The organism is Pyxidicoccus xibeiensis (genome assembly GCF_024198175.1).
Taxonomy (GTDB): domain Bacteria; phylum Myxococcota; class Myxococcia; order Myxococcales; family Myxococcaceae; genus Myxococcus; species Myxococcus xibeiensis.
This window is the reverse complement of the sequence record NZ_JAJVKV010000002.1, coordinates 278,897-305,314: the sequence shown is the minus strand read 5'-3', so window position 1 is coordinate 305,314 and position 26,418 is coordinate 278,897. Positions and strand designations below refer to the sequence as shown.

The following is a 26,418-nucleotide window of genomic DNA, read 5'->3' as shown; positions in this document are numbered from 1 at the left end:
AATCGTGCAAGTCGTCGGTCACGGTCCTGGATCGGTAGCGGAGGAAGGGCTCCGGCGCAAGGAAGCGGACGGTGGCCCCGACAGTACGCCTACCTCGGGGGCGAGCCCGCTGCCACTCCCGGAGTCGTTTCCTCCTCTGAGGGAGGTCTTCACCCTTGACATGGGGGTGGAGGAGCACCCCGGACAGCAAGTGACGCCGCGCGCCCTACTTCGGCGACACGAGCAGCAGCTCGAGGATGGCGCGCGCGACGTCCTGCTTGGAGCCCTTCAGCTCGCGCTGCAGGCCCGTGCGGGTCAGCAGCGTCACGTGGTTGGTGTCCGTGCCGAAGCCCGCGCCGGGCGCCGTCACGTCGTTGGCGACGATGGCGTCCAGCCCCTTGCGCTCCAGCTTCTGCCGGGCGTGCTCCAGCACCTTCTCCGTCTCCGCCGCGAAGCCCACCAGCACCGGCCGCTTCGCCAGCCCCGCCACCTTCCGCGACGCCTCCGCCAGCACGTCCGGCGTGCGCACCAGGCGCAGCGTCTCCGGGGTGGCGGACTCGCCCTTCTTCACCTTCTGCGGCGCGCGCGTCTCCGGCCGCCAGTCGCTCACCGCCGCGGTGGCGATGAACGCGTCCACGCCCTCCACGCGCGCCAGCACCTCGCGCGCCATGTCCTCCGCGCCCACCACGTCCACCACCGTCAGCCCGCCGCGCTCCACCGCGCCCACCGGGCCGAGCACCACCGTCACCTCCGCGCCCAGGCCGCGTGCCGCGTGCGCGAGCGCGAGCCCCATCTTCCCCGTGGACGGGTTGGAGATGAAGCGCACCGGGTCCAGGAACTCACGCGTGGGCCCCGCCGTCAGCAGCACCTTCCTGCCGGCCAGCGGCCCGGCGCCGAAGCGCGCCGCCACCGCCGCGACGATGGCCGGCACGTCCGCCAGCCGCCCCTCCCCCACGTCGCCGCAGGCCAGCAGCCCCGCGCCCGGCCCCACCTGGGAGAAGCGCGGGCGCGCCACCAGCGCCGCCACGTTCTCCTGCGTCATCGGGTTGTCCCACATGGCCACGTTCATCGCCGGGGCCAGCACCACCGGCCCTCGGAAGGCGAGCAGCGACGTCGTCACCGCGTCGTTGGCCATGCCCGCGCGCAGCCGCGCCAGCAGGTCCGCGGTGGCGGGCGCCACCACGAAGGCCTCCGCCCAGCGCGCCAGGTCCAGGTGGCCGAAGTTCCCCTCCTGCGCCGGGTCGAAGTAGTCCGTGAGCACCGGGTGCCCGCTGAGCGCCTGGAAGGTGAGCGGGGTGACGAACTGGCGCGCGGCCTCCGTCATGGCCACCCGCACCTCCGCCCCGGCCCGTCCCAGCTCGCGCACCAGGTCGCACGCCTTGTACGCCGCGATGCCGCCGCCCACGCCGACCACCACCCGGCGGCCCTTCAGTGCCGTCACGTCCATGGGGCTTCCTAATGCGCCCGCCCGCAGGCTCGCAACCCGAGCCGCACGGCGGACGCCACCGCCTCAGCGGCCCAGCGCCACCTCGGCCTGCGAGGGCACGTCCACCATGCGCACCTCCGGCCCGCCAGGCGTCTCCACGTGGAAGTGGCTCCACACCAGCGTGTACCGCCCCGGCGGCAGGCCGCTCAGCACCACGTGCTCCCCGCGAGGCTGGTAGACGAGCTGCGCCCAGCGCGAGCGCATCAACGCCATGGCCGGCGGGTTGCCCACACTGGCCAGCTCTCCTGACACCACCCACAGCGCCCTGCCACGCTCGGGCTTGAGGCGCACGGTGAGGGCCGACGTGCCCGGTGCGGGCCCCAGGTCCAGGCGCATGTCCGTGCCCGCCACCTGCACCACCAGCGCCGGCTCCCCGGAGAACTCGCGGTTGGCGCCCAGGGCGAAGCGGTAGTTGCCCGGTGACACCTCCACGCTGTAGCCGCCGTCGGGTCCAGTGACGATGGTGAGCGGCTCGCTGCGGTCCGCGTTCACCGCCTCCACCTCGAAGCCCGGCGCGGGGCTCCCATCCGGCAGGTACACCCGGCCGCTCAGCCGCGTCGCCTGGCGCAGCGTCAGCTCCACCGGGCCCTTCGAGCCGCGCTCCACCTGCTGCGTTCCGCTCAGCCGGCCCTTGCGCGCCGAGAGCGTGAAGCGCGGCACGTACGGCGGACTGGCCAGGGAGAAGCGGCCATCCGGCCCCGTCATCACGGAGTCGTCGCACACGTCACACGTCACCACGGCGTCGGGCACCGGCCCGCCGCTCGCGTCGCGCACCAGCCCGGAGATGCTGGGCAGCTTCTCCAGCACCAGGTCGCCCAGGTCGGGCGAAGCGGGCCGGTCCACCATCATCGGCTCGTAGCCGGGCGCGTCCACCGCGGCGATGACGCGCTCGCCCGCGGTGGGCAGCGGCAGCTCGAAGCGGCCATCCGGGTTGTTCACCTCGTGCTCGTCCACGCGGAAGCGGCGCACCGGGGAGCCGTCATCGCCCATCACCCGGCCCCGGAAGACGTCGCGGCGCTTGAGCACCACGCGCACCGGCGGGCCGCCCGCCTTGCCCTCGGCGCGCTCCACCTGGTCATAGCCCGTGTGCTTCGCCTCCAGGCGGTAGCTCCGCTCCGGGCGCAGCGAGCGGAACTCGAAGTGGCCGCGCGCGTCGCTCTGCACCGGCTCCGCGGCGCGAGGCACCACCACCAGCGTGGCGCCCGCCACCGGGGCACCCTGCCCGTCCACCACGTCGCCCGTCAGCGGCGCGCCGGGCTTCAGCTCCGCCTCCAGCTTCAGCGTCTGCCCGTCCTCCAGCGTCACCTGCTTGCGGTCCGAAGGCAGGTAGTCCGGGTGCGAGGCCACCATCGAGTACGTCCCCGCCGGCATGCCCCGCATGGGCACCACGCCATCCGAGCCCGACGAGCGGTCGCTCCGGAAGATGCCGTCCTGCTCCACCCACAGCACCACGTCCGCGCCCTCCACCCGGCGGCCCGCGGACGACACCGTCACCTCCAGCGCCGCGCGGGGCTCCAGCGCCAGCTCCACGCCGGTGGCCGGCGCCGACACCTTGAGCTGCCCGCCGCCCCACTCCGAGTGGTGCGCATGCAGCTCGTACAGGCCCGGCGTGGGCACCTGCGCCGCGAAGGCGCCATCCTCGTCCGCCAGCACCGTCTCACCGGTGGGCTGCACCAGGACGGACACGCGCGGCGCGGGCCGGCCGTACTCGTCCAGCACCCGGCCGCTGATGACAGTGGCGCGCTCCATCTCCAGCTCGAGCGTCGTCTCGCCCTGCACCACCTTCGCGGGGAGCTGCGCGTCGCGGAAGCCCTGGGCCTGCCCCTCCAGCACGTAGTCGCCCACGGCCAGCGGGCCCAGCTCCACCAGCGCTCCCGTGCTCGCGCGCTCGCGGCGGATGAGGTCGCCCCGGGGCGTGCGCAGCAGCAACTGCGGCTGGGGCACCGGCTCGCCTTCCGCGTCCACCACCGTGACGAGCAGCCTGCCCGCGGCCTCGAGCTCCAGCGTCACCTGGGTGACGCGCTCGTCCAGCGTCAGCGTGCGCGGGGCGGCGCCCAGCCCCGGGGCCTCCGCCGTCACCACCACCTCGTCCGGGTACAGGTCCGTGAAGCGCAGCGGCTGGCCGTCCGTGCGCTGCTCGCGCGACAGGTGGTCCGCGCGCAGCCGCACCGTCGCCGCCGCGGGCGAGCCATTCCGGGTGACGCGCACCTCCAGCGTGCGCGCGGGCGTCAGCTTCAGCCGCACCGGCTGCGGGCCCGCCTCCACCTGCGACTCGACGGCGGGCAGGTAGCCCTGCGCCGTGGCCAGCACGTAGAAGGGGCCCTCGCCCAGCCCGTCCAGGGAGAAGGCGCCGTCCGCGCCGGACACCGCAGTGAAGGGCAGCGGCACGCGGCGCGACACCGCGTGGACGCGAGCGCCCCGCAGCGGCTGGCCCGCATCATCCACCACCTGCCCGCCGATGCTGCGCAGCGGGGGCAGGTACAGCTCCACCGGGTCTCCGGGCGCGGCCCGCTCGCGCAGCGCCACGCCCAGCCCGGTCGCCTTCGCCCAGACGGAGAAGGACACGCCCGCCAGGTGCTCGAAGCGGAAGCGCCCCTGCGCGTCCGTGGTCGCCGTGGCGCGCGGGGTGAGGAAGCCGTGCTGCTGCTCGAAGAAGGCCAGGGTGTGCAGCGCCGTCTCGCGCGCGGAGCAGGACAGCAGCGCCAGCTCGCACTCGTCACAGCGCACGTCCGCGAGCGTCCGCTCCGCGCTGGCCGACAGGAAGACCTCGGCGCCCGCCACCGGACGCCCCGCCGAGTCCAGCACCCGCCCCGTGAGAGCGAGCCCTTCGCCGGTCCCGGACGACACGTCCACCGCGGAGAACTCGGGCAGGGCGGCGGCCGGCGCCTCGGACGTGGAGCCCTGGGTCCGAGAAGAGGAGGCAGAGCCCGACCAGAGCCAGGCCGCTCCGGCCACCAGCAGGGCCGCCGTCACGCCTATGACAATCCAGATGCGCATGCGCACGCCACGCGGACCTTAGCCCGCGGCCGGCCCCCGGAACGGACGATTCCCGATGGAAATTCCGGACGCGTCGTCGAAAGGACGCTCCTCGGACTGGCCGCTTCGTGCCGCGCTAGCCCTTGCCCTCGAGGGCATCCAGCCGCTTCTCCACCCGGTCGAAGCGCTCGCTCGTCGACTCCGCCAGGATGCCCAGCAGCCGGGTCATGCGACCGGCGTTCGACTCCATGCGCTGGATGCGCCCCGCCATGGAGCGCAAGCCCACCAGCATGGACTCCATGCTCACCATCATCGCCTCGACGCTGGTGGTGATGTCCCGCACGTCATCCTGGGTGGCGCGAAGCTCCTGCCTCAGCTCCGCCACCTCGCCCATGAGCCGCACCACCACGTCCCCGCCAGTCGCCCTCGCCATGCGTCCTCCAGAAACAGAGCGCCGAGAGCGTACCCGGGCGGTCTGACGTCCAGCGGACACAGCGGAAGGGGCCTTCGGGAGACGTGGGCTCATGGCGCGCCTGTCACTCCTCGGCGAACGGCTGGATGGCCTGGGCCACGGCGAGCTCCTGCCGGGCCTCGCTCAGCTCCGAGTTCGTGGCGCGCAGCCGGTCGCTCAGCACCTGCACGAAGCTCCAGAGCATCTTCACCGCGAGGATGGACTCGCGCTTCATCAGCCCCATCAGGTCCGGGCGCGAAATCACCATGGTGCGCGTGGGCTCGGTGGCCCGCACCGTCGCCGAGCGCGGCGCGTTGTCGATGAGCCCCATCTCCCCGAAGTGGCCGCCGGCGCGCAGCTCGGCGATCTCCACCCCGTTCTTCTCAATGGCCACCCGCCCGCGGATGACGACGAAGAGCTCCTCGCCCGGCTGCCCCTCCACGACGATTTCCCGGCCCGCCGGGTACGTGCGCGTGGTGGCGATGGACAGCACCGCCGTCTGCTCCTTGTAGGTGAGGTGGCGGAAGAGCGGAATCTTGCGCAGCGCCTCCATGCGCGACTGCGCCTCGCTCGTCTCCTCGTTGGCCGTGGCGCCCTCGCCGGCCACCTTCACCACCACCGCGGTGATGTTGTCCTTGCCACCGCGCTCGTTGGCGATGTCGATGAACCGCTTGGGCAGGTCCGCCGGCTGCATGCCCGACACCAGCGGGAGGATCTCCTCGTCCTCCACGTAGCCGTGCAGGCCGTCCGAGCAGAGGATGAACATGTCCCCCGGCACCAGGTCCACGATGAGCGTGTCGACCTGGACGGACTCCTGGATGCCCACCGCCCGCGTAATCACGTTGCGGTACTGGGAGTTGGCCGCCTGCTCCTTGGTAATCGTGCCGGCCTTGAGCTGCGCGGCCACCAGGGTGTGGTCCTCGGTGAGCCGGTGGCACTGGCCGTGACGCACCAGGTAGACGCGGCTGTCGCCCACATGGCCGATGACGCCCTTGTTGCCCCCCACCGCGAGGCACACGAACGTCGTGCCCATGCCGCGCTTCGTCGCGTCCGTCATGGCCGTGCGGTAGATGTCCGCGCACGCGCGCTGCACGGCGACTTCGACCAGGGCCGCCGCCGCCGAGCGGCTGTCCGCCGTGGGGTTGTTGCCCAGGTCCTTCAAGAGATGTCGGTTGGCCGTGATGTGCTGCTTGACGACCTCCGTGGCGCGCTGGCTGGCGACCTCGCCGGCCGCGTGGCCACCCATGCCGTCGGCCACGATGTAGAGGCCCAGTGGCGTGTCCACCAGCATCGCGTCTTCGTTGTGCTGCCGCTTGCGGCCGACATCGGTCAGTCCGAAGGCTTCTGTGGTCAAGGCCACCGCGAACACTCCCGTGTGTGACAGAGGGCGACTCCGCACGTTACGCAGGCCCCCGAAGACGTGGCAAGGCTCAGGGAGCCATCCTCACCGCCAGCATCCGGACAAAGCTGCTGGCCGTGTAGAACGCTACTTCCACCTGCCCGAAGCGCAGCCGGGCCCCATCCTCCACGGGCACCGGCCGGCGGGGGGTGAGCCGCGCCCCGCCCACCCAGGAGCCATTCTTCGAGCCGGCGTCCGTCAAGAGGAAGCCCTCGCTCCCCTCCTCGCGGCCGAACCACGCGTGGAAGCGGGACACACTGCCGTCGTCCAGCACCACGTCGTTGTTGCTCGTGCGCCCCACGGTGATGCCCCGGCCAAAGGCGTTGGTCCGCGACTTCAGCAGGGGGAACACCACCGCCTCGCTCGCACCCAGCGTAGGAGTCCCCGCGTTCGTCACCGTCTTGAGACGGTACTCGTCCTCGTCCTCGGGGCCCCGGGCCGCCGAGGACGGAGAGAAGACGAGCAGCGCGGGGGGCAGGTAGCGCTCGAACTCGCCGCGGTTTCGAAGGTACCGCGACACGTGGGCACTGAGCAGCTCGGACATACCGGGGGTGCGGGGGTTGGGCCGCGCACCCACTCTACGCGGAGTCTAGCGCCAATCCACGAACAACCCGAACATCGGGCCACCGATATAGGAGCGCGCCAGGCTGCGGCGCTTGAGGCCGAAGGGCTCCGCGTAGCCCAGCGCGGCCCCCACGGCCGTGGCGCCCAGCTGGTAGCCCAGCTGGAAGCGTCCCTCGACGATGCCGCCCGTGCGCTTGTCCGGAGGCGCGGCCCCGTCGAAGTGGGCCCCGTAGAACACGGGGCCGCCCGTCACCTGGAAGCCCCAGTGCGCGCTGCCGGGCAGGTGGTTGCGGTAGCCGACGCCCACCTGCGCGGTGTGCTCGTAGTAGGAGCCGAGGAGGCTCTCCGGCTTGCCCGCCTCGCGGTCCGGCATGGTGAGCCCCCATCCCACCCCGCCTTCGACCAGCAGTGCGAAGGCATCTTTCCGGTCCTGGAAGAAGGTGAGCTGCCACTGCACCTTCGCGCGGGGTGTGATGACGCCCTTGCGCGCCGAGGCCCCCAGGAAGACGCCCCGGGGCAGCCAGGCCGGGGTGGGAGACTTGTGCTCCGGGGGGCGCACGGGCTGGGCGCCTGCGACGGAAGTGAGACCCAGAGAGAAAACCAGCAATACGAGGAGCTTGCGGTTCATGAACTCTCCTTCCCGCCACGCGGGAGGATGCTTGTCAACGAAGTGTTCGGTTGGCTATGACACGTTCGTTACCTTCGGATGGGCCGGGGCCGGATGACACCGGAAACCACCCGCCGCGGGACACAAGGAGCGGGACACCGCATGCCAGTCGTGACAGTCCGGGCGCGCCAGAACAAACGCCCGGGAGAGTTCGACGCCCTGGTTCGCAAGTGCACGGAGAAGGCCTCCGACTTGCTCGAGCAGAGTGACAGGGTCCTCGTCGTCTACGAGAAGGGGGGCGCGAGCCTCTACTACGAGGGGGATGGCGCGAAGCCGGCCGGCGTCCCCTCCCCCGTCCGGGCTTCCTGATTCGGAAGACCCCGACATCTCGCTGAAGCCCTCGAGGCTCGCGGGAGGCAAGGAACCACGGAAACCCCGCGCGCGTCCTGGAGGGCACTCGATGCCAACGCCCTCCCTTGAAAGGACCTCTGTGCGCGCGTTCCTGCTGGTTTCGCTGTGCGTCATCACCTGTTCCTGCGCTGGCGGTGCGCCCATGCGGCGCGCGGAGGCGCCGGAGGTGTCCTCCGCCTCCAGGGCCCCGGGGGCGCTCGAGGTGAGCCGGTCCATCATCCGCACGGCCTCCCTGGAGGTGGAGCGGGATGACCCGGAGCAGGGCCCGGCGCAGGCGGAGGCCCTGGCGAAGACGCATGGCGGGTATGCCCAGAGTGTCACGTCGGAGTCGGCCACGGTGCGGGTGCCGGCGGAGCGGCTGGACGGGTTCCTCGGGGCCGTGCCCGCGCTGGGGAAGGTGGCGCGGCAGACGGTGACGGCGGATGACGTGACGGAGGCACACCAGGACCTGAAGGTCCGGCTGGCCAACCTGGAGCGCATCCGGGACCGATACCTGGAGCTGCTGCAGCGGGCCGTCACGGTGGAGGACACGCTCAAGGTGGAGCGCGAGCTGGAGCGCGTCACCGCCGAGTACGAGCTGTACAAGTCGCGGCTGGAGGGGCTGGAGAGCCAGGTGACGCTGGCCACGGTGAGCCTGCACTTCGAGCGGCCCGTGCGCCCCGGGCCCGTGGGCTGGGTGTTCTATGGATTGGGCAAGGCCGTGAAGTGGCTGTTCGTCTGGGACTGACGGGGCAAAAATCGCTGTAATTTCATCGACTTAAGTGCGCACAGAGATGCAGTGGCGAGCGATCTCGCGCACTTAAGTGGCGCCAAATTGGCGCCAAGCGGTTGACGGCGGGGCCGTGACGGGGGGAGTCTGTCCGGGCAGCAGGCGGGCACGCGCTCGCCACTACCCCGGAGAACCCGCCATGCGCCGCCTCCCCTTGCTGTTCCTTTCCTTCGCCGTGCTCGCGTGCGGCTCCAACGTGGCGCCGCCCGTGCGCTACGCCGAGCCGGTGCCCGCTCCCGTCCAGGTGGCGAGCGCGCCTGAGCCCGCTGCGGTGTGCCCGGAAGCGCCCGTGTGCCCCAAGGCTCCGGAGCCCCCCACCTGCCCGCCCCCGCCCGAAGTGCCGGCGTGCCCGCCCCCGCCTGCACCACCTCCGCCTCCCGCTCCCATCGTCCTGGACTTCAACGCGGAAGCGTCCGGCCCTCTCCGCTCGGACGTGGCCATCACCTGGAAGGTGAGCGGATGCACGCCGTCCCGCGTGGAGGTCGTCGGGGACGGAGGGCTTGACGTGGACGTGCAGTCTCCGGCCCGCGTGCCCGTCATCGAACTCACCCGCCCAGGCTCGCCCTTGCTGGAGCGCTTCAACGTGTTCGCCCGCGTCACGTGCAACGACGGACGGACGCACCTTGCCGGCCCCTTCACCGTGACCGACGCCGTCCGCGCGGCCCACGTCACGCCGCTGGCCATGGATAAGAAATACGTGGTGGAGCATTTGACCGCGCTCCCTAGCGGCGGATGGGCTGCTATAGCCGGCCGCGTCTCTACCGACCCCGCCATCACCTTGTATGCTTTTTGGGTGTTCCGTCCCGACGGCAAGTCTGTGAGCGGTGACCTCGGATTGCGCATGTCTGAACGCGCCACCGGTCAACCGCTCGCCGTCCACCCGTGGGTTGAGGGGGACCGGCTGGTGCTCGTTACCCACGTCCCCATTGCCCCGTACTATTTGCACTACCGGCACTTCTGGAACGCCGTCACTGGGGAACGCATCCTGCCCGACGTATTCAGCAATAAGCCGTTGCCGGCCGCTGCGACGACGTTCCCGCCCCTTCCCGCGAAGCTCACCGGCTGGCGCGGCACGTGGTCCCCAACCCCGGATGCGCCCCACCTCGTATGGGTGGAGCGGGACAGGACTGTCGGCCTCGTCAACCTTGCAGAGTGAACCCGGAGAACATGCCATGACGACCTACCCCCGAAGCGTCCAAGCGACCTGCCGAATCACAGACGAGGGCCGCGTCTGCGCCGAGCGCGGCGCGGTGGGCATCGTGCTCGACGCGCAGACCTACGCGGACGGCACCCAAGCGTTGACCGTCGCCTTCCCAGACGCGCCGTGTGCCACTACCTGCGTCGTCGGCGAGGACGTGAAGAACGCGCCCACGCTCGCGGCGTAGGGCTCGCATCGAATCCGCTACACCGCAGGGGCTCGACACTGGAAGGTGTCGGGCCCCTCGCGTTTCTGGCTTACGGTGCGCGCCTCACCGGCCCAGCACGATGAATGCAAACTCATACGCGCCGACGCCAGGGTTTATGAGCGCGTTGGAACCGTCAAAGCCGCGCACGGCGAAGGACGCTGCGCTCACCGAGTGGAACCCCACGCTGCGATTCGCCGTTGTGGCCGCGTCGATGATTTGCGAGCCCGTAACGGTGTAGTTCCCGTCGCTCATCGGCGACGCGAACGTCACCGTCAGATTGCTCCCGGACGTGATTGCCACGCTGGCCAGGTTGAATCCGTCGCGGATCGTAATGACGCCCGCGACCACGGAGACACGCCCATGGGCGCGCGGGATGTTGGACGGCGTCACCGCGCTCGTGAATCCCGTGTCGCGCGTGGGAGCGATGCCCGTCAGGGCGATGTTCTCACCCACGGACAGCCCGCCTAGGAGCTGCCCATTCTGCCCGGAGACGTTGCCGCCGAAGCTCGCGTGTCCGCTTGCGGCGAGATCTCCGCTACAGTCTACGTCCCCCGTCGCGTTGATGCTGCCACACGACAGGGCTCCGCCGTTCATGTTGACGGCGCCGAACGTTTCGAGCCCCCCGCCGATGGAACCGGCGCCGTTCACGTTCAGGGTACCTTCCAGGAGGATTGCGTCCTGAACGCTCAACGTCTCGTCCACCGTCACCGAGCCGTTGACATCGATGTTGCCGCCGACGGTCAGTGACCCGCCGACGTTGACACCCTGCTCGAACTCCTGCGTTTCGGTCCAGGCGTTCTCTCCGCCGAGCCGGCCGTACGTCGCGTTGAGCGCGGTTTGCAACTGGGTGTTGGTTCCTTTCTCGAGCTCCACGCCGGCCGCCACGATGACGTGGCAGAGCTCCCCCTGGACGGCGTTGAGCCAGTCCGCCGCGACGACGGTGCCCTCGGCTCCGGGCGTCTCGGGGTCGATGTTCGCGAACGTGTTCTCCGGCGTTGCCCCATCACTGTCAATCTTGTGCATCGCTTCTCCCTGGGATTACGGCGTGGGGTTGTTGTCGGTGAGCGGCGCGGCGTCGTCGGCCTGGCTGTCCGGCGGCATCGCCGCGCGAACGCTGGGAGCTCGGGGGCGGATGCGGTCGCCGACGCGGGCGACGCCAGAGGTTCGCGGGGTGCGCTGCACGGGGAGCTGCTTCGTCTCGTCTGTCTTCATCGGTGGTGCTCCATGGGAAAGGAAGTGCGACGGCGTCCCCTCCCCGATGCACAACCGCGCGAGCGCGGCCGGGGGGCAGGGAGGGGACTGCGGCGCCGTCGCGCGCCGTAAGGAGATGCCCCCCGGAAGGAGGGCGGGGCAGGCTACGGACCTCAATCACAGGCCCGGAGCCTGCCGCGCCCGGGAGCGCGAATCACGCGCCGTTGTTCTTGTAGAGCCCGGCCGCGTCGATGATGGCCGCGCCGAAGTCGAGCCGGCACTTCCACGCGGTGCCGTCCACGGCGTGCCCCACGTGCTCGATGATTTCCGGGCCGTTCTGGCCGTCGAGGTGGCTGTGCTCGATGGCCGGCGTCTCGTTCGGGTCGCTGGCCAGGTACCACGCCGTCGCGCTCACCGCGTCGAGACGAGGATCCACGAGCACTTCGAGCCGGCCGGTGCCGCCGAACGGATTCACGTGGCTGGACTGGGCCGCGTTGATGCTCGCGACGTGCTGAAGCGCGACTACCTCCAGCGCGGCCGGCACCACCAGGAACTTGGGGGCGATGTTCGCGGGGATGTTGGAGCCCAGGCACTTCTGGGTCCGCATGGCGCGGACAGCCTCGCCGATGGACGCGACGGAGATGATGGAGCCGGACGCGTCCAGGTTGCCGCGCGAGGCGTGGAACACCGCCAAGCCATCGGACATGAGCGGGTTGGAGACCAGGAGTGCCACGAGCGTGCTCGCCTCCAGCTCCGCCGCCGCACGGCCGAACTTCCGGATCATGTCAAAGCTTCCCAAGTCGTCATTCAGGATCGCCTGACGCGTGAGAGAGAAGATGCGGCCGAACGTCTCCAGGCGGTAGCTCTCCTTCGTGGAGGTCATGGACCCGTGCTTGTACTCTCCGTGCTCGCTCACCTTGAGCAGCTCCGGGGCCTCGCTCAGCTTGAGGAGCGACTTCGCGCGGAAGTCCACCAGCGAGCCCGCGCGGGAGACCTGCCGGATGCCGCTGGGATACGCGGCGTAACCGTCCATCAGGGAGCGGTTGCCCGCCTCGCCCAGCAGCGCGGGGAACTCACTGGTCGTCGAGTAGGCCCGCTGGACGATCTGCGACTTGCCCATCAGCGACGTACGGACTCCGCGCGCCTCCAGGCACATCCGCGCCATGTCCACGATGCCGAGCCGCGCGTACTGCGCCGCGCCCTCGGGGATGTTCGCCTTGACGCCCACGCGCTGGGCCAGCGCGGCGCCCATGTTCCGCGCCATGTCGTTGAGGGCGCCGTGGCTGTTGCCGCGCTCCACGGCTCCGCTCGGCACCTGGCCGGGGCCGCCGTGCCCGTCGCTGCGCGTGGCGAGGGCCTCCAGGATGACGGCACGCGCCGCGTCCATGTTCGTCCCCTCGCGGATGAGCTTGTCCGCCAGCTCGGCGGGAAGCGCGTTGCGGCTCACCAGGGAGGTGATGGTCGCCGCACGGGTTCTCTCGGCGGTGATGATGTCGTTGCTGGGATTGTTCTGGGGCATCGCGGTTTCCTCGTGCGGCGAGTCGCCGCGGGTGATGACTTCACAGGGATTCGTTTGGACGGGGGATGCGCTCCGGAAGCCGGCGCCGTCGTCCGCGCCGATGGCCACGGCCGACACCTCATACGGGGTCCAGGAGATGGCCCGATACACCGGGGTTCCGTCGTCGCTGTCGGCGACCTTCTCCATCTTGTGGACCCTGTACCCGACAGATACTTTCGTGCAGACCCCGTCGGCGATTTTCTCGAACAGCTCGTCCGCTTCCTCATCGACGCCAGCGCGGACGAAACGCACGAGCGCGCGACCCTCACCAGCCGTCACGCTCGCGGACTCCACCACTCCGCGCACGGCGCCAACGCTCCAGCTCGCGTGGTCCGCGAGGAAGGGAGCGCCGTTGCGGAGCCGGTCCAGGTGGACGTGTGCCGGGTCCAAAGACAGCTCCTCATAAAAGGTGCCGTCGCTCCACGTGTGCCGCAGCACGCGCGCCCCCGTCGTCCAGGTCAGCTCGACGGTGCGAGCCTCCCTGTTCACCGTGCCCGGAACGAATGAGCCGCGCACGGTCAGGGGCGGCATGTCTCGCGTTTGTGTGTTGTCTGCCATGCCCCATCAATGACAGGGGTTGTTTGCAATTACTACTCGGCCAAAATTCAAGCCTCCAGCACTTTGCGCAGCTGCCGCACGTTCGGGACGCGGTCCCGGGCGAGCAGCGCGAGCGCTATGCAACCTTCCAACGTGCTCCCGTCCGGATGCGCCGGCCGCGTCGAGCGCGCCATCGTGCTCATCGCGGAGTGCAGGCGCCGCACGCGCTCGGACATGCTCAGGCCGTCGGGAAGGAATTCGGCAGCCGCCCGGAGACACCTATCCCGCTCAGCCATCCGGGCGGCGTAGCTCAAGCCGGAGCGCATCACCTCCAGCGCCCAGCCGCGCAAGTCCTCGCGCAGGATGTTCGCCGTCTCGCGGGCGAACGCTTCATACATGACGGGGTCAACGTGCATGGCCGTCCCCTCAGTTGAAGTGCGCGCGAGCGGGAGCGGGGCCCATCACCACCAGCACGGCCACGCCCATGAACTCCTGGATTGCCGCGCACGCCTCATCGAACGGGACCGCGTCGCGGATGAGCGGGTGCGCAAGCTTCCGCGCCGCAGTCACGAGCTGCCCGCGCTGAATCGCGGTCGGCTCCGGATAGCCCCCGCTCTTGAGCAGGTTCGCCGTGGCGACGCCGGCCACGTGCGCCAGCTCGAGCCCCAGCGCGAGGGGGTCCGGGTCCGGCGTGGAGCTCGGCGTTGGGATGATGCCCAACACCTCGCCGATGACCTGCAACGTACTGGCGGCCGTGAGCAGGTCCAGGGCGGCCGTCTCCTCGTGGGCGTGCAGGTCGGCCAGGATGGCGCCCAGCCGCTCCATCACCTGGGCGGTCTGCTCCGTCGTCAGCTCGATTCCCAGCGTCGCCGCGTGCGATGCCGCGGCGGACATCGCCCCCGCCATGATGGACTTGCGTTGTGCATTCTCTTCCTCAGTGAATTTCATCGGTGCGTCTCCTTTGACGGTGCGGCTGTCATTGGTATCGCCCGGAATCGCAAACGCGTCTACTCGGGCCCGGCAGCTTCCGCCCGACGCGGGAGCCGACACCCGACGCGCCCTGGAACCCGTGGAACAGAGCCGGAACCCGCTGTCAATCCAGGCGTTTGCACGCACCGGGGAGCATTCCAGCGCACGCCGGCGCACTGGTGAGCCGGGCACCTACATCCCCGTAACCCCCTGGTAACACGTCTCGCGCACCCCCAGTAGATGGGAAGCGCGCTCTCTGGCACCCGTAGTATGGGGGTGGGACGGAAGAACCTACATGTAGGGGGTGGGTGTATGTCTATGTGCGCACATGCATGACAATGCGCGGTGTTGGGGTGAGTCGCACTGAGACGCGACACACTGCACTGCACGCCCCGGGGAAGTCTTTACGTATGCGTTTCAGCGGGGTGTATATATTAATATTAGTAAATATACCCACCTTCTCCTTTTCAATTTCGTTTCTGACTGGCCTGCAATGGTCTGTGTCGCGACTCACTGCGACTCAGGCCGGACGCGCCATGAACGCGAAAGCCCCCCGGGGATGCTCACCCGAGGGGCCACGGTGCCACGGCATGGCGGCTGTCTATGGAGCCTTGAGCCGGATTCCCGCGTACTGGCGGACCTGCGAACCATCCGCCGCACGCGGGCGCGTGGTGCCAATCCCAGGGAACGCGGCCGACAGGTTGCGGCCGAACATCTGCGCCGTCCCCGGATGCTCCCGACCCTGGCTGGAAGCGTGCAGGCACCACGCGGTGAACAAGTCTGCGCACGCCACGGTGGCGCCGGGCTTCACTTCGCAGCACTCCTCTACGAACGCCTTGACGGGGCTGCCCAACGTCTCCAACTGGCGGAACATCTCCTGGCCGCTCGCTGGCTGGCGGAAGTAGCCTCGGGCGCGCAGGCGGTCCAGGCCCGCCAAGCTCCAAAGCAGGATGCTGGGCAGCTCAGCCAGCAGCCTCGCGGTAAGGCCGCGGTCCTCCTGCCCGAAGAAAGACGCCGTCATGCGCAGCACCACGAACCGCGACGCGAGCGCGCCGCTCTGGTCCAGCAGCGCCGGGACTTCGTTGGAGAGAATGAGGAATCGCGTGGACAGCTTCACGTTCCAGTCTTCCCGGTGCTTGCGCGGGACGCTGATGGTGTCCTCACCGGAGACGCGCAGGAGGTTTTCCGTCACGGTGCCCAGGTCCGCCCGTCCGCCCAACCGCGCGTCACTGATGACGGCGAGCGTCTTCCCGATGAGCGGCTCAAGCCCGAATTGTTGCCCGAGCCCGCTAAGCGTCGGCGCCGAGTGGTTGGCCTCGCCCACCAGGGATTGAAGCACGCGGGCGATGGTGCCTTTCCCCGAGCGCTTGGGGCCCACCATGAGGAAGATTTTCTGAAACGACGTGTCCCCGGTGAGCGCGAGCCCCATGAACTCCTGCAGCGTCTCCACGCTCTCCGAATCGTCGGGCCAGACTTGCGCGAGGAACGCGAGCCAGGCGGAAGGCGCGGGGGCGCTCGCCTCATAGTCGAAGCTCAGCGCGTTGAGGTTGAACAGGCGCCGCGTCGGCGGGCGGAAGGTGCGCGTGGGGACGTGGAGCAGGCCGTTAGGGAAGGCAACGATTTCGGCCGGCTCGTGGTCGCCGTCCACCTTGCGAATCCACGCGGGCGCGGTGCGTGCGTCCAGGGCGGCTGCCGCCGTGGCCGCGTGGGCGACCGTCTCCACAAGCTGCCTGTCCGGCTTCACAGGTGCATTCGTAACAAGGTTGCGCTTGCCATCCGTGAACCGGTAGAGGTCGGCCCTCACCGCTTCGTCCGTGCAGGGTGCGTAGTGCGAGCCTTGCGCCTTGAAGAATGCACCCTGCCAGCGCCTGAGCGCGGGCATTCCTTCCGCGTCCGCGCCAGACGCCAGGAAGCGCCGGGCCACGTCGAGCGGCGCGGAAGGGTCAATCAACGCGGCATCGCTCCCGTCCTCGTATGCGCGTTGCCGCTCGGCTCGCGCCGCTGCTTCCTCCCTGTCCACGGCGGGGGGCAAGTCCAGCTCCCGCAGGCCGATACCCGTTGCGGCTCTGAGCTCCCGAGCGATGAGCGAGCGCACCGCGTTGTCGTCGGTGGGCACCTTGCGAGCGGCGACCACGAGCGCCATCGGGTCGTCGCTCCCGTTGGCCTGCCAGTCGGCGATGAGCTTGCGCACCTGCGCGAGTGCATCCATGGAGCGCCGGCACCCGTAGGCGGCTTTGCCGTAGCGCCGGCCGCGCTCCAGTCGTTCGCGCAGCTCGTCTTCACTCCACGGCGGAGTACGCGTTTCGTTCCACTCGCGGAGGAGTCCCATGCACTCGTCATCGTCGAGGGCAAAGTCGTGGCTCAGGATGGAGCACGCCTGGACGGTGTGCTGTCCGCCACCTTCCCCATTCACACGCGCCGGCCCGGGGCCGTGGCGCTCCAGCGCCTCGCGGGCCTGCTCCAGCACGGCGGCGGACGCGGGCGGGAAGTAGCCGCGGGCCTCCTCGCTCGGCGCGGGGGCGGATGGACCGCGCGACAGCGCAGCCAGGAGCCAGGCGGGGGCGTCAGCGGGCGGAGTCTCCCAGGGTGGGCGCACCCAGCGGTACTGACCTTTCGCGCTCCTGGAAGGCGCCACGACGATTTGGCCGCCATTGGCGCGCGTGTCGAGGCCGCGACCGATGCGGGACGCGGAGTTCGACAGCGGGTAGGCGGGCAGGTTGAAGAGGTAGTGCGCCCCACCGCTCCCGGTAATCGCGTGCGTGGTGAGCGGTAGCGGGCCGTGCTCGGCGATGAGCGCCGCGAGGCTGTCGGCGCCGCCCTTGTCCGGGTCCACGTCCAGGACGAAGAACCCCGACGCTTCGCCCGTGGCAACGCCCAGGTTCGCGTCGGGCCACTGGCGGAACCAGCCGTTGATGACGTCGAGGTCGTCCGTGGCTTCGTCGACCCAGTCGTTCAAGCGCGGGTGTTTCCCAGACGACTTGCACGCGGCGCCCTTGGAGCACGAGCAGGACCCGTCAGTGCGCGCGGAGTTCACCGGCAAGAGGTGCCAGCCCAGGCGGGCGAGGAGAAGAGCAGCCTTCTCCGTGCGAGGGGTTGCAACCGGAAGGGGGACCACGTTATTTTGTGCCTGCACTTGTTTGACCTCGACTCTACGAGTGCTTGAGAGCGCCGACCCCCGCGAAGGGCCGGCGCTCTCGCCGTTTCAGTCTCACGCGGGACGGCGCGTCTTCCATTCCGCGCGCTGTTGCTCGCGGAGTGCATCCAGGTCCGCCACGAGCGAGCGCGGCGCGCGACGCTTGGGCGCTTCGGTCGTGGTGAGCACGAGCGCTTCCGTGGGCACGAGTGCCGCGTTGACGGACTCCGCAGTGATGACGGTGCGCCGGCCGTACTTCGGCCCCCGTACGAGCGTGCCGGCCGCGAGCAGCTCGAACACGCGGCGCCGCGAGCAGCGGAGCCGGGAGGCCGCCTGTTCCACGTCGAGCAGGTCACTCACGGCTGGCCCGCCTGCTTCGTCAGCGCGTCATGGATGAGCGCGAGCGTCCCACGGCGTAGCCCGAGCCCGCCGAGCGCACGCGCCAACGTGGGACGGCCGATGCCCAGCCGTTCCTGAGCGACATTCTCGCCGACCTCCCGCACGAGTGCCGCGAGGGTGCCACGGTGGGACGGCTCCAGCGGCGCTCCGTACCGGGCGCCTCCCCGCGAGGGGCGCTGCTCAGGCGTGTTGGTTGGCGTTGGAGTGACCATGCTCCAACAACTACAACGGGTCTCCGATTCGCGATACTCGGCCCCAGACGATTGGACAGCTCACATATGTCTGTCATCTCGGCGCCGAAAAACAACCGGTGTTACAGGCGTTTACGGGGCAGTCGGCGCGGGCTTTGGGTCGTCCTCGTTCACAAGCTGCAACGGCAGGACGACCATCGGCGGGACATGGGTGCCGAGGTAGTGCCGGCGCGTGGTCGCCGTGCTCGTGTGCCCCGCCACTTGGCTTAGCAACTCGAGCGGCACGCCCCCGCCCTTTGCGGTGACTACGCGCCCGGCCGCCCCCAGGGTAATGAATGTGTGCCGCAGCCGTTCAAAGGCGAATCCGTCCAGCTCCGGGTACTCGGCGATGACGCGAGCGACGGCGCGCGACGTGGTTACGGGGTCCGGCGCCTTTCCGCGTGCCTGCAACCGTTGGGCAGCCGCGAGCGCTTGGGCGTCCACGCTGACGACGTGCTCACCGCCGCGCTTGTGCGGGAACACGAGCGTTGCCGCAATCTCCCCTTGCCCTGTGAGCACGCGCACCGTTCCCGCTCCGCGCGCCAGTCGGTCAATCTCCGTGCCGTGCATCCCGCATTTCGCACGGAGAACGAACACGTCCCGGACTGGCTGCATGTCCACCGTCACGCGTGGCGCGCTCGCGGGCGCGTCGCTCCCGTGCCCGGGGGCGAATGTGTAGTTGCGCAGGGCCGCGTATACCGCCTCGACCTTGGATGCGGTGAATGCCCGGGCTTCCATTGGGCGCGTTGTCACCGGAGGCACTTTCAGGCCGAGCGTAGGGTCATCCTTCTGGGCAAGGCGTCCCTTGCTCCGCGCCCACGCGGTGAACGCCTTCAGCACGACAATCCGCTTGGGGCCAGCGCCGGTCCACCGGCCCAGAATCGCGTTCAGCTCGGCGAGCGACACGGCGCGCAGCTCCCGCCCGCCGAGTGCTTCCGCCCACGCTATGAGGTACGGCTGTAGCGCGTGGCGCACGTACCCCACGGAGAGCTCCCCGCGCGCTACCTTCGCCCTCGCGTCCGTGAAGAACTCGCCGAGCGCCGCCGCGTCGAGGCGCATCCCGCCCGTGTCGGCCGCGCGCTCACGACGCTGCTGCTTCCTCGTCTGGTAGCCGGCCGGGTCGCGCTCGAATAGCGCCAGTTCGGCGAGCGCCTCCCGTTCCGTCCGCACGTCGAGCGCGATTTTGTAGCGCTTGCCGCTCCCCGCGCGCCGCTCAATCACGAACACTTCGCGCCCACGCGAGAGCCGAACGAAACCGCCTGGCCAGGCGCGTTGACGTTGCTGGGATGGGTACTCCGGGGGAGCTGCTTCGGACATGGCGCCTCGCTAAGGGTGGCGCCAAGTCGGCGCCAAGTCGCACCCTACAGCGTTCTGCCCCACTCTTAAACGTCACCACCTGGGCAAGGCCGTGAAGTGGCTGTTCGTCTGGGACTGACGGGCCAGTCAGGCGGTGCGCCAGCGGACCGCCAGCAGGGACAGGGCCAGCAGCGCCCCGCCCGTGCCCACCGCGGTCAGGAGGGGACGCACGTGAGCGGCCAGCGAGCGGGCCGCGCCCCGGACGGCCGCGGCGGAGGAGCGCTCCACCAGCGACTCCACGGACGCTGTCAGCGCTTCGCGTGAGGCAGGTGGGCTGGAGGCCAGCTCGTCGCGAAGCCCCGCCATCAGGCCGCGGCCCAGCCGCTCCATGATTCGCCCGAGGGCGTCGGCGTCCTTCTCCAGGCCGGACACGGCACCTTCGATGAACCCTCCCCCGACCTTCCTGGCGACCTCCGCGCCTCGAGGCGCCAGCTTCCGTGCGTCCGCCTCGAGGGCCGGCATGGACTCGCGAAGCTCCTCCACCGCGGCCTTCACCATGCCCCGCGCGAGGGCCTGGCCGCGCTCCATCGGCGAGCGAATCTCGTCGGTGCGGGAGTGGGCGAACTCCATCACCTCGTCCAGGAGCTGGTTGATGCGCAGCACGAAGCCGTGCAGCGGCATCCCTCCGTCCTGCCATTCGCGCTCCAGCACCTCCAGCGCCCCCTGCGTGGCGGCGACGGCCAGGGCATGCGTCGCGGCCGCGGGTTCCAGGTGCTGGTGCTCAGCGGCCTCATGCACCAGGCGTCCCAGGACGGTGAGCACATCCGAGAGCAGCGTGCGCAGCTGCGCGTCCACCTCCGGGAGCTCCTGGCGGAGGCCGTCCGCGGCGCCACGCACCATGCTGCTCGCGGCCTCTCGCGCGGCGAGGCGCTCCAGGGCCAGGGCCAGGTTTCGAAGTCCCTCGACAGGGCTCACACGCCGCTCCTTCCCCTCCTTCGCGCGAAGAGGGGCCTGGGTAAGCGTGCGAACGCCTCGCGACAGGAGCAATCACCCCGGGCGGCCTGGCAGCCGGGCACTGGCTCAGCACCCATCCCCGAGCATCCGCCAGGCCCGAGCCAGCCTCGGCCGCCGTGCGGACCGGACGCGCCCCCCCTGCGCCCGGGACGGGTCAGGAGATGCCCTTGCGCAGCCGGTTCCAGTCGAAGTTGGGCGCCGGGTCGTTCTTGCGGCCCTTGGGCACCGCGACGTCGGCGTGGCCGACGACGTTCTTCATGGGCACGTTGTACTTCTGCTTCAGGTGGCCGGTCAGCTGGGTGAGGGCCTTGTACTGCGCCTCGGTGAAGGGCGTCTTGCCGCTGCCGTCATTCACCAGCTCGATGCCGATGGAGCGGCTGTTCACGTCGGTGGGCACGCCATGCAGCTCGCTCTTGCCCGCGTGCCACGCGCGCTTGTCGTCCCCGACGAGCTGGTAGATCTTCCCGTCGCGGTCCACCATGTAGTGCGCGGACACCTGGCTCTTGGGATTGCGCATCCACGCCAGGTCGCCAGCGCCGTTGTTGGACGCGGTGTGGTGAAGGACGATGGTGTCGATGTCCTTGCCGCCTCGGTCGTTGTAGTTGGGCGAGGGCGCGCTGATGACGGGCGGCTTGGGGAACTTGCCACCCGAGGTCGGCGGAGGATTCCCCACGGGCGGCTTCCCGCCGCTGGAGAGCGCCTTCTTGAGCGCCGCGTGGGTCAGGTCGCCGTAGAAGCCGGTGGTGGGCAGCTTCTTGTCGGCCTGGAACTTCTTCACGGCCGCTTCCGTCTTGGGGCCGAAGGTGCCGTAGCCGGTGTTGACCTGGGCCCGCGTCATGTAGCCCAGCTTCACGAACGCGTCCTGGAGCTGCTTCACCTTGGGCCCCGTGTCGCCCTTTCGCAGGCCCGCGGGCGGCGCGGTGAGCGCGGGCGCGGCGGCGCGCATGACCTCTGCCGGCGCGGTGCGAGACGTCGTGGACGCAGGGGGAAGGCGGACGCTCATGGGAGGGGGCTCCGAAATTGAGAAAATGAAAAATCCTCCGGAATTCTCGACCCTCCACGTTGGAAGTTGCGTCCCCGGAGCTTCGAGCGGCTGGAGCGCGCCAGCCGGCCTTCCTTCAATGCACCGTGGGAGGCGGGGGCGGGACGTCGCGGGGCGGCGGTCCGGCGGCCCCACCCCGTCCCTCCAGGAAGGCCGCCACCGCCGCCTCCACCGTCGGGTGGAGATGCTCCGGCCCCAGCCGCTCCGCCAACCCCGTGCGCCGCAGCAGCCGGCGCAGCGGCGCACGGGCCTCGGCGATGACCAGCGTCACCCCTTCCTCCTCGAACTCCCGCCGCAGCTTCTCCAGTCCCTCCGCCGCGGTGACGTCCAGGTCGAACACGGCGGACGCATCCAGCACGAACCACCGCACCGGAGCGCGCGCGCTGGCCACCAGGCCGCGGGCCTCCTCGCGCAGGTGGCGCGCGTTGGCGAAGAAGAGGGGCGCGTCGAAGCGGTAGATGATGAGGCCGGGCATCGTCTCGGAGTCCGCATACCGCTCGATGTCGTGGTAGCCGAGCATCCCCTCCCTCCTGCCGAGCACCGCGTCGTGCGGCCGGGCGGCTCGCCGGACGAGGTCTCCCAGCGCCAGCGCCACCGCGATGAGGATGCCCTGGAGGATGCCCAGCACCAGCACGCCCACCAGCGTCACCACCGCCAGCACCGCCTCCACGGGCCGCACGCGCCACAGCCCGAGGATGGAGCGCACGTCCATCAGATACACGGCCGCCACGATGACGATGGCCGCCAGCGCCACCATGGGCAGGCTGCGCAAGAGCGGCGTGAGGAACAGCGCGAAGACGAGCACCACCACCGAGGCCAGCACCCCCACCAGCTGCGTGCGGCCGCCCATGGTCGCGTTGACGGCGGTGCGGGAGTCGCTGCCCGTCACCGGGAAGCCCTGGGTGAAGGCGTTGACCAGGTTGCCGGCGGCCTGCCCGAGAAACTCCTGGTTGCTGTCCAGCCGGTAGCGGAACCTGTCGGCGAAGATGCGGCCCGTGAGCACAGAGCTGGCGTAGTTGACGAGCGTCAGGCTGAAGGCGGCCGGCAGCAGGGCCCGCACGTCCCCGAAGCCCACGGACGGCAGCCCGAGGGCCGGAGGCGCCGCGGAGATGGCGCCCACCACCTTGACGCCGCCATGCGCGAGCTGGAACAGCTCTCCCGCCACCGTGGTGAGCACCACCAGGACGAGCGGGCCTGGCGCCCGGGGCAGCACCTGCCGTAGCAGCACCAGCACCGCGATGGCGCCCAGCCCCAGCAGCACCGTCGGGACGTGGGCCCGCGAGAGGCCCGCGCCCACCTCGTACACCTGCCCCGCGAAGCTGTCGGCCTTGCGCTCCAGCCCGAACAGCCGCGCCAGCTGGCTGCCGATGATGATGAGGGCCGCGCCGTTGATGTAGCCCACCAGGATGGGCTTGGACAGCAGGTCCGCGAGCGCGCCCGCCTTGAGCAGGCCCCCGAGCAGGCTGAGCACACCCACCATCAGCGCGAGCAGCGCCGCCAGGGACGCATGGCGCGCCGGGTCTGCTCCCGCCGCCACCAGGCCCAGGGCCGAGGCGGTGATGATGGCGGCCCCCGCTTCGGGCCCGACGATGAGGTGCCGCGAGGGGCCGAACAGCGCATAGGCCAGCATCCCCGCGACGCCCGCGTACAGTCCCGCCGCCGGACGCACCCCGACAATCTGCGCATACGCGAGCCCCTGGGGGAGGAGCATCGCGCCAATGGTGAGCGCGGAGAGCAGGTCCGCCTGGAACCACTGTCTCTGGTATCCGCGAAACTGTTGCAATCCTGGAACCGCACGACGCACCGCCGCCCACACCTGCATGCGTGCCTCCACGGGTACGACGGTGCGTATCTTCCGTCACCAGCGCACGGCAAAGCTGAGCCCCGCACCTCATGGCGGCAACACGGCGCGCGGCCCGGGGGAAGAGCGGGGGGAGGTCCCGCCCCCGGGGGTGGGAACAACGGGTGGACGCCGACGCATGGCACCGCCTCCGGTCCTATGGTCGCCCTGGCATGGCCTTCCCACGTTGGTCAACCATGACACCGACCACTGTGACCCTGCTCCTGCTGCTGGGTGGGGCACCCGCTGGGAATGAGTCCTCCGCTGAAGGCAACACCGCTACGAAGGCCACGGCATGTCACGACGACGATGCCAGGCAGCTGGGCGGCCACACCTTCCAGTTCCCCATCCTCCAGCAGAGCGCCTTCGTGACCACGCACGTGGGCCTCAGGGAGGGTGTCGCGCGCTACGACGTGCCGGACCTGCCCGTGGGCCGGCTGGGCACGACGGACGTGCTGCTCACGGGAGTCCAGCAGTCGGTCGACCTGGGCCTGGCCTTCACGGACTGGCTGGGCGTGGCGGGCTTCGCGCGGGGCACCGTCATCACCGGGGCCAACGCCCGCTCGCTGCTGGTGGACGGCGCGACGGTGGAGCTGGTGGGCCAGGCGGGCGCCATCGTGCGTGTGTGGCGCAACGAGGGCAGCGGAACGCAGCTCTCGCTTCGCGGCAACTTCGGCTATCAGGACGGCAGCGAAGTCACCGTCCTCCCGCTCGTCCGCGGCATCCTGAACAACCCGCTGCTGACCGTCGAGGACGTGGTGCAGGGAGGCATTGGCGAGTTCATCCTTGTGCCAAGGACGGAGACCTCGGTGAACGGGGGCGCCTTCCTGGCCCAGGCCCTGGGACGGACCTTCTCCCTGCAGGCCTCCGCGAACGGTGAGTACGCCTGGCGCGAGCGTGAGCCCTTCGACGTGGCGACCGGCGCCCGCGTCACCCAGAAGACGCATGCGGCGCGCGTCAACCTCACGGCCGCTCTCACCGCGGACTTCGCCTCGCTGGGTGTCCCCGTGGCCCTCATCGGCGAGTACCTGTTCTCCACCGGAGAGGAGACCGAGGTGGGCCTGCCCGACAGGACCTTGCGCTCGAGCACGGTGGCGCTCGGCGTCTACTACTCCGGCAGGCCCAACCTTCAGGTGGGCCTGGGCGCCGCGACCACCCTGAACGCCGCGCCCCGCATCGGGCTCGGCGAGGAGGGCCAGCCGCTCGAGTCCGGCGATCCGACGCTCAGCTACGCCCAGCTCATCCTCCGCTACATCTGGTGAGCCCCGGCAGTTGCCCTCCGGTGCGAGGCGCGGCTGGCGGCGCCGCCCCCTGAAGCCCACCTCGCGCCAACCCAAGGCGCGGCTCCGCGCTGCCATGGCGAGGCAGTAGCAATCCGGCTGCCCGCGCGCCTCCACCGCGGGGCAGGCTCGGGCCGTCGCCGCGACCTCCTGCCCGCCCGCCTCTCCTCTTCAGCCCCCGGTCATCTCCACCATTAGGCCACTCCCCGGCACAGGGGGCCGCATCGGAGGCGACATGGCGAAGAAGCAGGCGACGAAGCAACCGAACATCCTCATCATCTGGGGAGACGACATCGGCTGGTTCAACCCGAGCTGCTACCACCAGGGGGCGATGGGTTACCGCACGCCGAACATCGACCGCATTGCCGCCGAGGGTGCGCGGTTCACAGACTGGTACGGGCAGCAGAGCTGCACGGCGGGACGTGCCGCCTTCATCACCGGCCAGTCGCCGATCCGCACGGGCCTCACCAAGGTGGGACTGCCGGGCGCGAAGCTGGGCCTCCAGGCTGAAGACCCGACCATCGCCGACCTGCTCAAGCCCCTGGGCTATGTCACCGGCCAGTTCGGCAAGAACCACCTCGGGGACCGCGACGAGTTCATCCCCACCGCGCACGGCTTCGACGAGTTCTTCGGAAACCTCTACCACCTCAATGCCGAGGAGGAGCCCGAGGACGCGGACTACCCCAAGGACCCGGCCTTCCGGAAGCGCTTCGGGCCGCGCGGGGTGCTGCACTCCTGGGCCAATCCCGACGGCACGCAGCGAATCGAGGACACCGGCCCGCTCACGAAGAAGCGGATGGAGACGGTGGACGATGAGTTCCTCTCGGCGACCACCGACTTCATGGAGCGCGCCACCGCCGCGGACAAGCCCTTCTTCATCTGGTTCAACTCCACCCGCATGCACATCTTCACGCACCTGCGGAAGGAGTCGCGGGGGAAGACGGGCCTGGGGCTTTACCCGGACGGCATGGTCGAGCACGACGGCCACGTCGGCCAGCTGCTCGCCAAGCTCGATGAGCTGGGCATCACCGACAACACCATCGTGATGTACTCGACCGACAACGGCGCCGAGGTGATGAGCTGGCCCGACGGCGGCAGCACCCCGTTCCGCGGCGAGAAGGACACCAACTACGAGGGCGGCTGGCGCGTGCCCTGCGTCATCCGCTGGCCAGGAGTCATCGAGCCGGGGACGCTCTCGAACGAGATGTTCTCGCACACCGACATGCTGCCCACGCTGCTCGCGGCCGCCGGGGAGCCCGACATCGTCGAGAAGCTCAAGAAGGGCCACAAGGCCGGGAACAAGACGTTCAAGGTCCACATCGACGGCTACAACCTCCTGCCCTTCCTCAAGGGCGAGGTGAAGGAGAACCCGCGCCGCGCCTTCTTCTACTGGAGCGATGACGGCGACCTGATGGCGCTGCGCTTCAGCGTGTGGAAGGTCCACTTCCTCGAACAGCGCGCCCATGGCCTGGGCGTCTGGCGGGAGAGCTTCGCGGAGCTGCGCGCCCCGAAGATCTTCAACCTCCGGAGCGACCCCTTCGAGCGGGGCGATGTCGACGCATCCATGTACTACGACCGGTGGATGGCCGAGCACGCGTACATGCTGGTCCCCGCGCAGGCCCTCGTCGGCATGTTCCTGAAGACCTTCGATGAGTTCCCTCCACGCCAGACGCCCGCGAGCTTCAGCATCAGCCAGGCGCTGGAGAAGGCACGCGAGAGGCAGCAGAAGCTGGCCACAGCCGCTCCGCCCGAGGAGGAGGTCGCTCCGGCCGTGAGCGAGGAGCAGCCCGCGGTCCATTGAGACGCCGCGGGCGGACAGGAGTGCGTGACTGCCTCCTGTCCGCCTGCCTCTCCTCCCCGCTCCCGGACATCCCCAGTCTT

General features: G+C 70.1%; 23 protein-coding genes. 6 read left to right on the top strand and 17 right to left on the bottom strand.

The window, feature by feature from the left end:
* Positions 1 to 205 precede the first annotated feature (205 nt).
* The 6 genes from coaBC to LXT23_RS09395 form a co-directional block, all read right to left on the bottom strand.
* Complete coding sequence (gene coaBC / locus LXT23_RS09420; protein ID WP_253979777.1) at positions 206 to 1,426, bottom strand: bifunctional phosphopantothenoylcysteine decarboxylase/phosphopantothenate--cysteine ligase CoaBC; 1,221 nt, start codon at positions 1,424 to 1,426, stop codon at positions 206 to 208.
* Between the two features lie 63 nt (positions 1,427 to 1,489).
* Positions 1,490 to 4,462 carry a carboxypeptidase regulatory-like domain-containing protein gene (locus tag LXT23_RS09415; RefSeq protein WP_253979776.1) on the bottom strand — a complete coding sequence of 991 codons (2,973 nt, stop codon included), beginning with the start codon at positions 4,460 to 4,462 and terminating at the stop codon, positions 1,490 to 1,492.
* Between the two features lie 115 nt (positions 4,463 to 4,577).
* Positions 4,578 to 4,874 carry a hypothetical protein gene (locus LXT23_RS09410; protein ID WP_253979775.1) on the bottom strand — a complete coding sequence of 99 codons (297 nt, stop codon included), beginning with the start codon at positions 4,872 to 4,874 and terminating at the stop codon, positions 4,578 to 4,580.
* 103 nt (positions 4,875 to 4,977) lie between these two features.
* On the bottom strand, positions 4,978 to 6,261 hold the full coding sequence (locus LXT23_RS09405; RefSeq protein ID WP_253980418.1) for a Stp1/IreP family PP2C-type Ser/Thr phosphatase: 1,284 nt from the start codon (positions 6,259 to 6,261) through the stop codon (positions 4,978 to 4,980).
* Positions 6,262 to 6,322: 61 nt separating this feature from the next.
* Entirely contained in the window at positions 6,323 to 6,835 is a 513-nt protein-coding gene (locus LXT23_RS09400) for an FHA domain-containing protein (RefSeq protein ID WP_253979774.1), read from the bottom strand.
* 45 nt (positions 6,836 to 6,880) lie between these two features.
* Positions 6,881 to 7,483: a hypothetical protein gene (locus tag LXT23_RS09395; RefSeq protein WP_253979773.1), complete on the bottom strand. Its 603-nt coding sequence runs from the start codon at positions 7,481 to 7,483 to the stop codon at positions 6,881 to 6,883.
* Between the two features lie 141 nt (positions 7,484 to 7,624).
* On the opposite strand from LXT23_RS09395, the gene LXT23_RS09390 reads away from it, so the two are divergent.
* The 4 genes from LXT23_RS09390 to LXT23_RS09375 all read left to right on the top strand — a co-directional run bounded on the left by LXT23_RS09390 (position 7,625) and on the right by LXT23_RS09375 (position 10,027).
* Positions 7,625 to 7,831, top strand: coding sequence for a hypothetical protein (locus LXT23_RS09390; protein WP_253979772.1), 207 nt, complete (start codon positions 7,625 to 7,627; stop codon positions 7,829 to 7,831).
* 184 nt (positions 7,832 to 8,015) lie between these two features.
* Positions 8,016 to 8,600 carry a DUF4349 domain-containing protein gene (locus tag LXT23_RS09385; protein ID WP_253979771.1) on the top strand — a complete coding sequence of 195 codons (585 nt, stop codon included), beginning with the start codon at positions 8,016 to 8,018 and terminating at the stop codon, positions 8,598 to 8,600.
* 547 nt (positions 8,601 to 9,147) lie between these two features.
* Positions 9,148 to 9,798 (top strand): hypothetical protein, encoded by a 651-nt coding sequence (locus LXT23_RS09380; protein ID WP_253979770.1) that lies wholly within the window; start codon positions 9,148 to 9,150, stop codon positions 9,796 to 9,798.
* 16 nt (positions 9,799 to 9,814) lie between these two features.
* On the top strand, positions 9,815 to 10,027 hold the full coding sequence (locus tag LXT23_RS09375; protein WP_253979769.1) for a hypothetical protein: 213 nt from the start codon (positions 9,815 to 9,817) through the stop codon (positions 10,025 to 10,027).
* Between the two features lie 84 nt (positions 10,028 to 10,111).
* On the opposite strand, the gene LXT23_RS09370 is transcribed toward LXT23_RS09375, so the two are convergent.
* The 11 genes from LXT23_RS09370 to LXT23_RS09320 all read right to left on the bottom strand — a co-directional run bounded on the left by LXT23_RS09370 (position 10,112) and on the right by LXT23_RS09320 (position 23,239).
* The gene (locus LXT23_RS09370; protein ID WP_253979768.1) at positions 10,112 to 11,071 is read right to left on the bottom strand and encodes a hypothetical protein; all 960 of its coding nucleotides are present in this window, start codon (positions 11,069 to 11,071) and stop codon (positions 10,112 to 10,114) included.
* Positions 11,072 to 11,086: 15 nt separating this feature from the next.
* Complete coding sequence (locus LXT23_RS09365; RefSeq protein ID WP_253979767.1) at positions 11,087 to 11,260, bottom strand: hypothetical protein; 174 nt, start codon at positions 11,258 to 11,260, stop codon at positions 11,087 to 11,089.
* 193 nt (positions 11,261 to 11,453) lie between these two features.
* Positions 11,454 to 13,328, bottom strand: coding sequence for a prohead protease/major capsid protein fusion protein (locus LXT23_RS09360; protein ID WP_253979766.1), 1,875 nt, complete (start codon positions 13,326 to 13,328; stop codon positions 11,454 to 11,456).
* 74 nt (positions 13,329 to 13,402) lie between these two features.
* The gene (locus LXT23_RS09355) at positions 13,403 to 13,750 is read right to left on the bottom strand and encodes a hypothetical protein (RefSeq protein ID WP_253979765.1); all 348 of its coding nucleotides are present in this window, start codon (positions 13,748 to 13,750) and stop codon (positions 13,403 to 13,405) included.
* A 10-nt stretch (positions 13,751 to 13,760) separates the two neighbouring features.
* Complete coding sequence (locus LXT23_RS09350; protein WP_253979764.1) at positions 13,761 to 14,282, bottom strand: hypothetical protein; 522 nt, start codon at positions 14,280 to 14,282, stop codon at positions 13,761 to 13,763.
* A gap of 622 nt (positions 14,283 to 14,904) precedes the next feature.
* A complete protein-coding gene (locus LXT23_RS50345; protein ID WP_323378853.1) occupies positions 14,905 to 17,418 on the bottom strand; it encodes a phage/plasmid primase, P4 family in 2,514 nt (837 codons plus the stop codon).
* A gap of 93 nt (positions 17,419 to 17,511) precedes the next feature.
* On the bottom strand, positions 17,512 to 17,796 hold the full coding sequence (locus tag LXT23_RS09340; protein WP_253979763.1) for a hypothetical protein: 285 nt from the start codon (positions 17,794 to 17,796) through the stop codon (positions 17,512 to 17,514).
* 362 nt (positions 17,797 to 18,158) lie between these two features.
* On the bottom strand, positions 18,159 to 19,382 hold the full coding sequence (locus LXT23_RS09335; protein WP_253979762.1) for a site-specific integrase: 1,224 nt from the start codon (positions 19,380 to 19,382) through the stop codon (positions 18,159 to 18,161).
* A gap of 126 nt (positions 19,383 to 19,508) precedes the next feature.
* Complete coding sequence (locus LXT23_RS09330) at positions 19,509 to 20,336, bottom strand: hypothetical protein (RefSeq protein ID WP_253979761.1); 828 nt, start codon at positions 20,334 to 20,336, stop codon at positions 19,509 to 19,511.
* Positions 20,337 to 20,529: 193 nt separating this feature from the next.
* The gene (locus tag LXT23_RS09325) at positions 20,530 to 21,378 is read right to left on the bottom strand and encodes a peptidoglycan recognition protein family protein (RefSeq protein ID WP_253979760.1); all 849 of its coding nucleotides are present in this window, start codon (positions 21,376 to 21,378) and stop codon (positions 20,530 to 20,532) included.
* Between the two features lie 115 nt (positions 21,379 to 21,493).
* A complete protein-coding gene (locus LXT23_RS09320) occupies positions 21,494 to 23,239 on the bottom strand; it encodes a SulP family inorganic anion transporter (protein WP_253979759.1) in 1,746 nt (581 codons plus the stop codon).
* 215 nt (positions 23,240 to 23,454) lie between these two features.
* Between LXT23_RS09320 and LXT23_RS09315 the strand changes: the two genes are divergently transcribed.
* The gene (locus tag LXT23_RS09315; protein WP_253979758.1) at positions 23,455 to 24,519 is read left to right on the top strand and encodes a hypothetical protein; all 1,065 of its coding nucleotides are present in this window, start codon (positions 23,455 to 23,457) and stop codon (positions 24,517 to 24,519) included.
* 253 nt (positions 24,520 to 24,772) lie between these two features.
* The gene (locus tag LXT23_RS09310) at positions 24,773 to 26,338 is read left to right on the top strand and encodes an arylsulfatase (RefSeq protein ID WP_253979757.1); all 1,566 of its coding nucleotides are present in this window, start codon (positions 24,773 to 24,775) and stop codon (positions 26,336 to 26,338) included.
* The last annotated feature ends 80 nt before the right edge of the window (positions 26,339 to 26,418 follow it).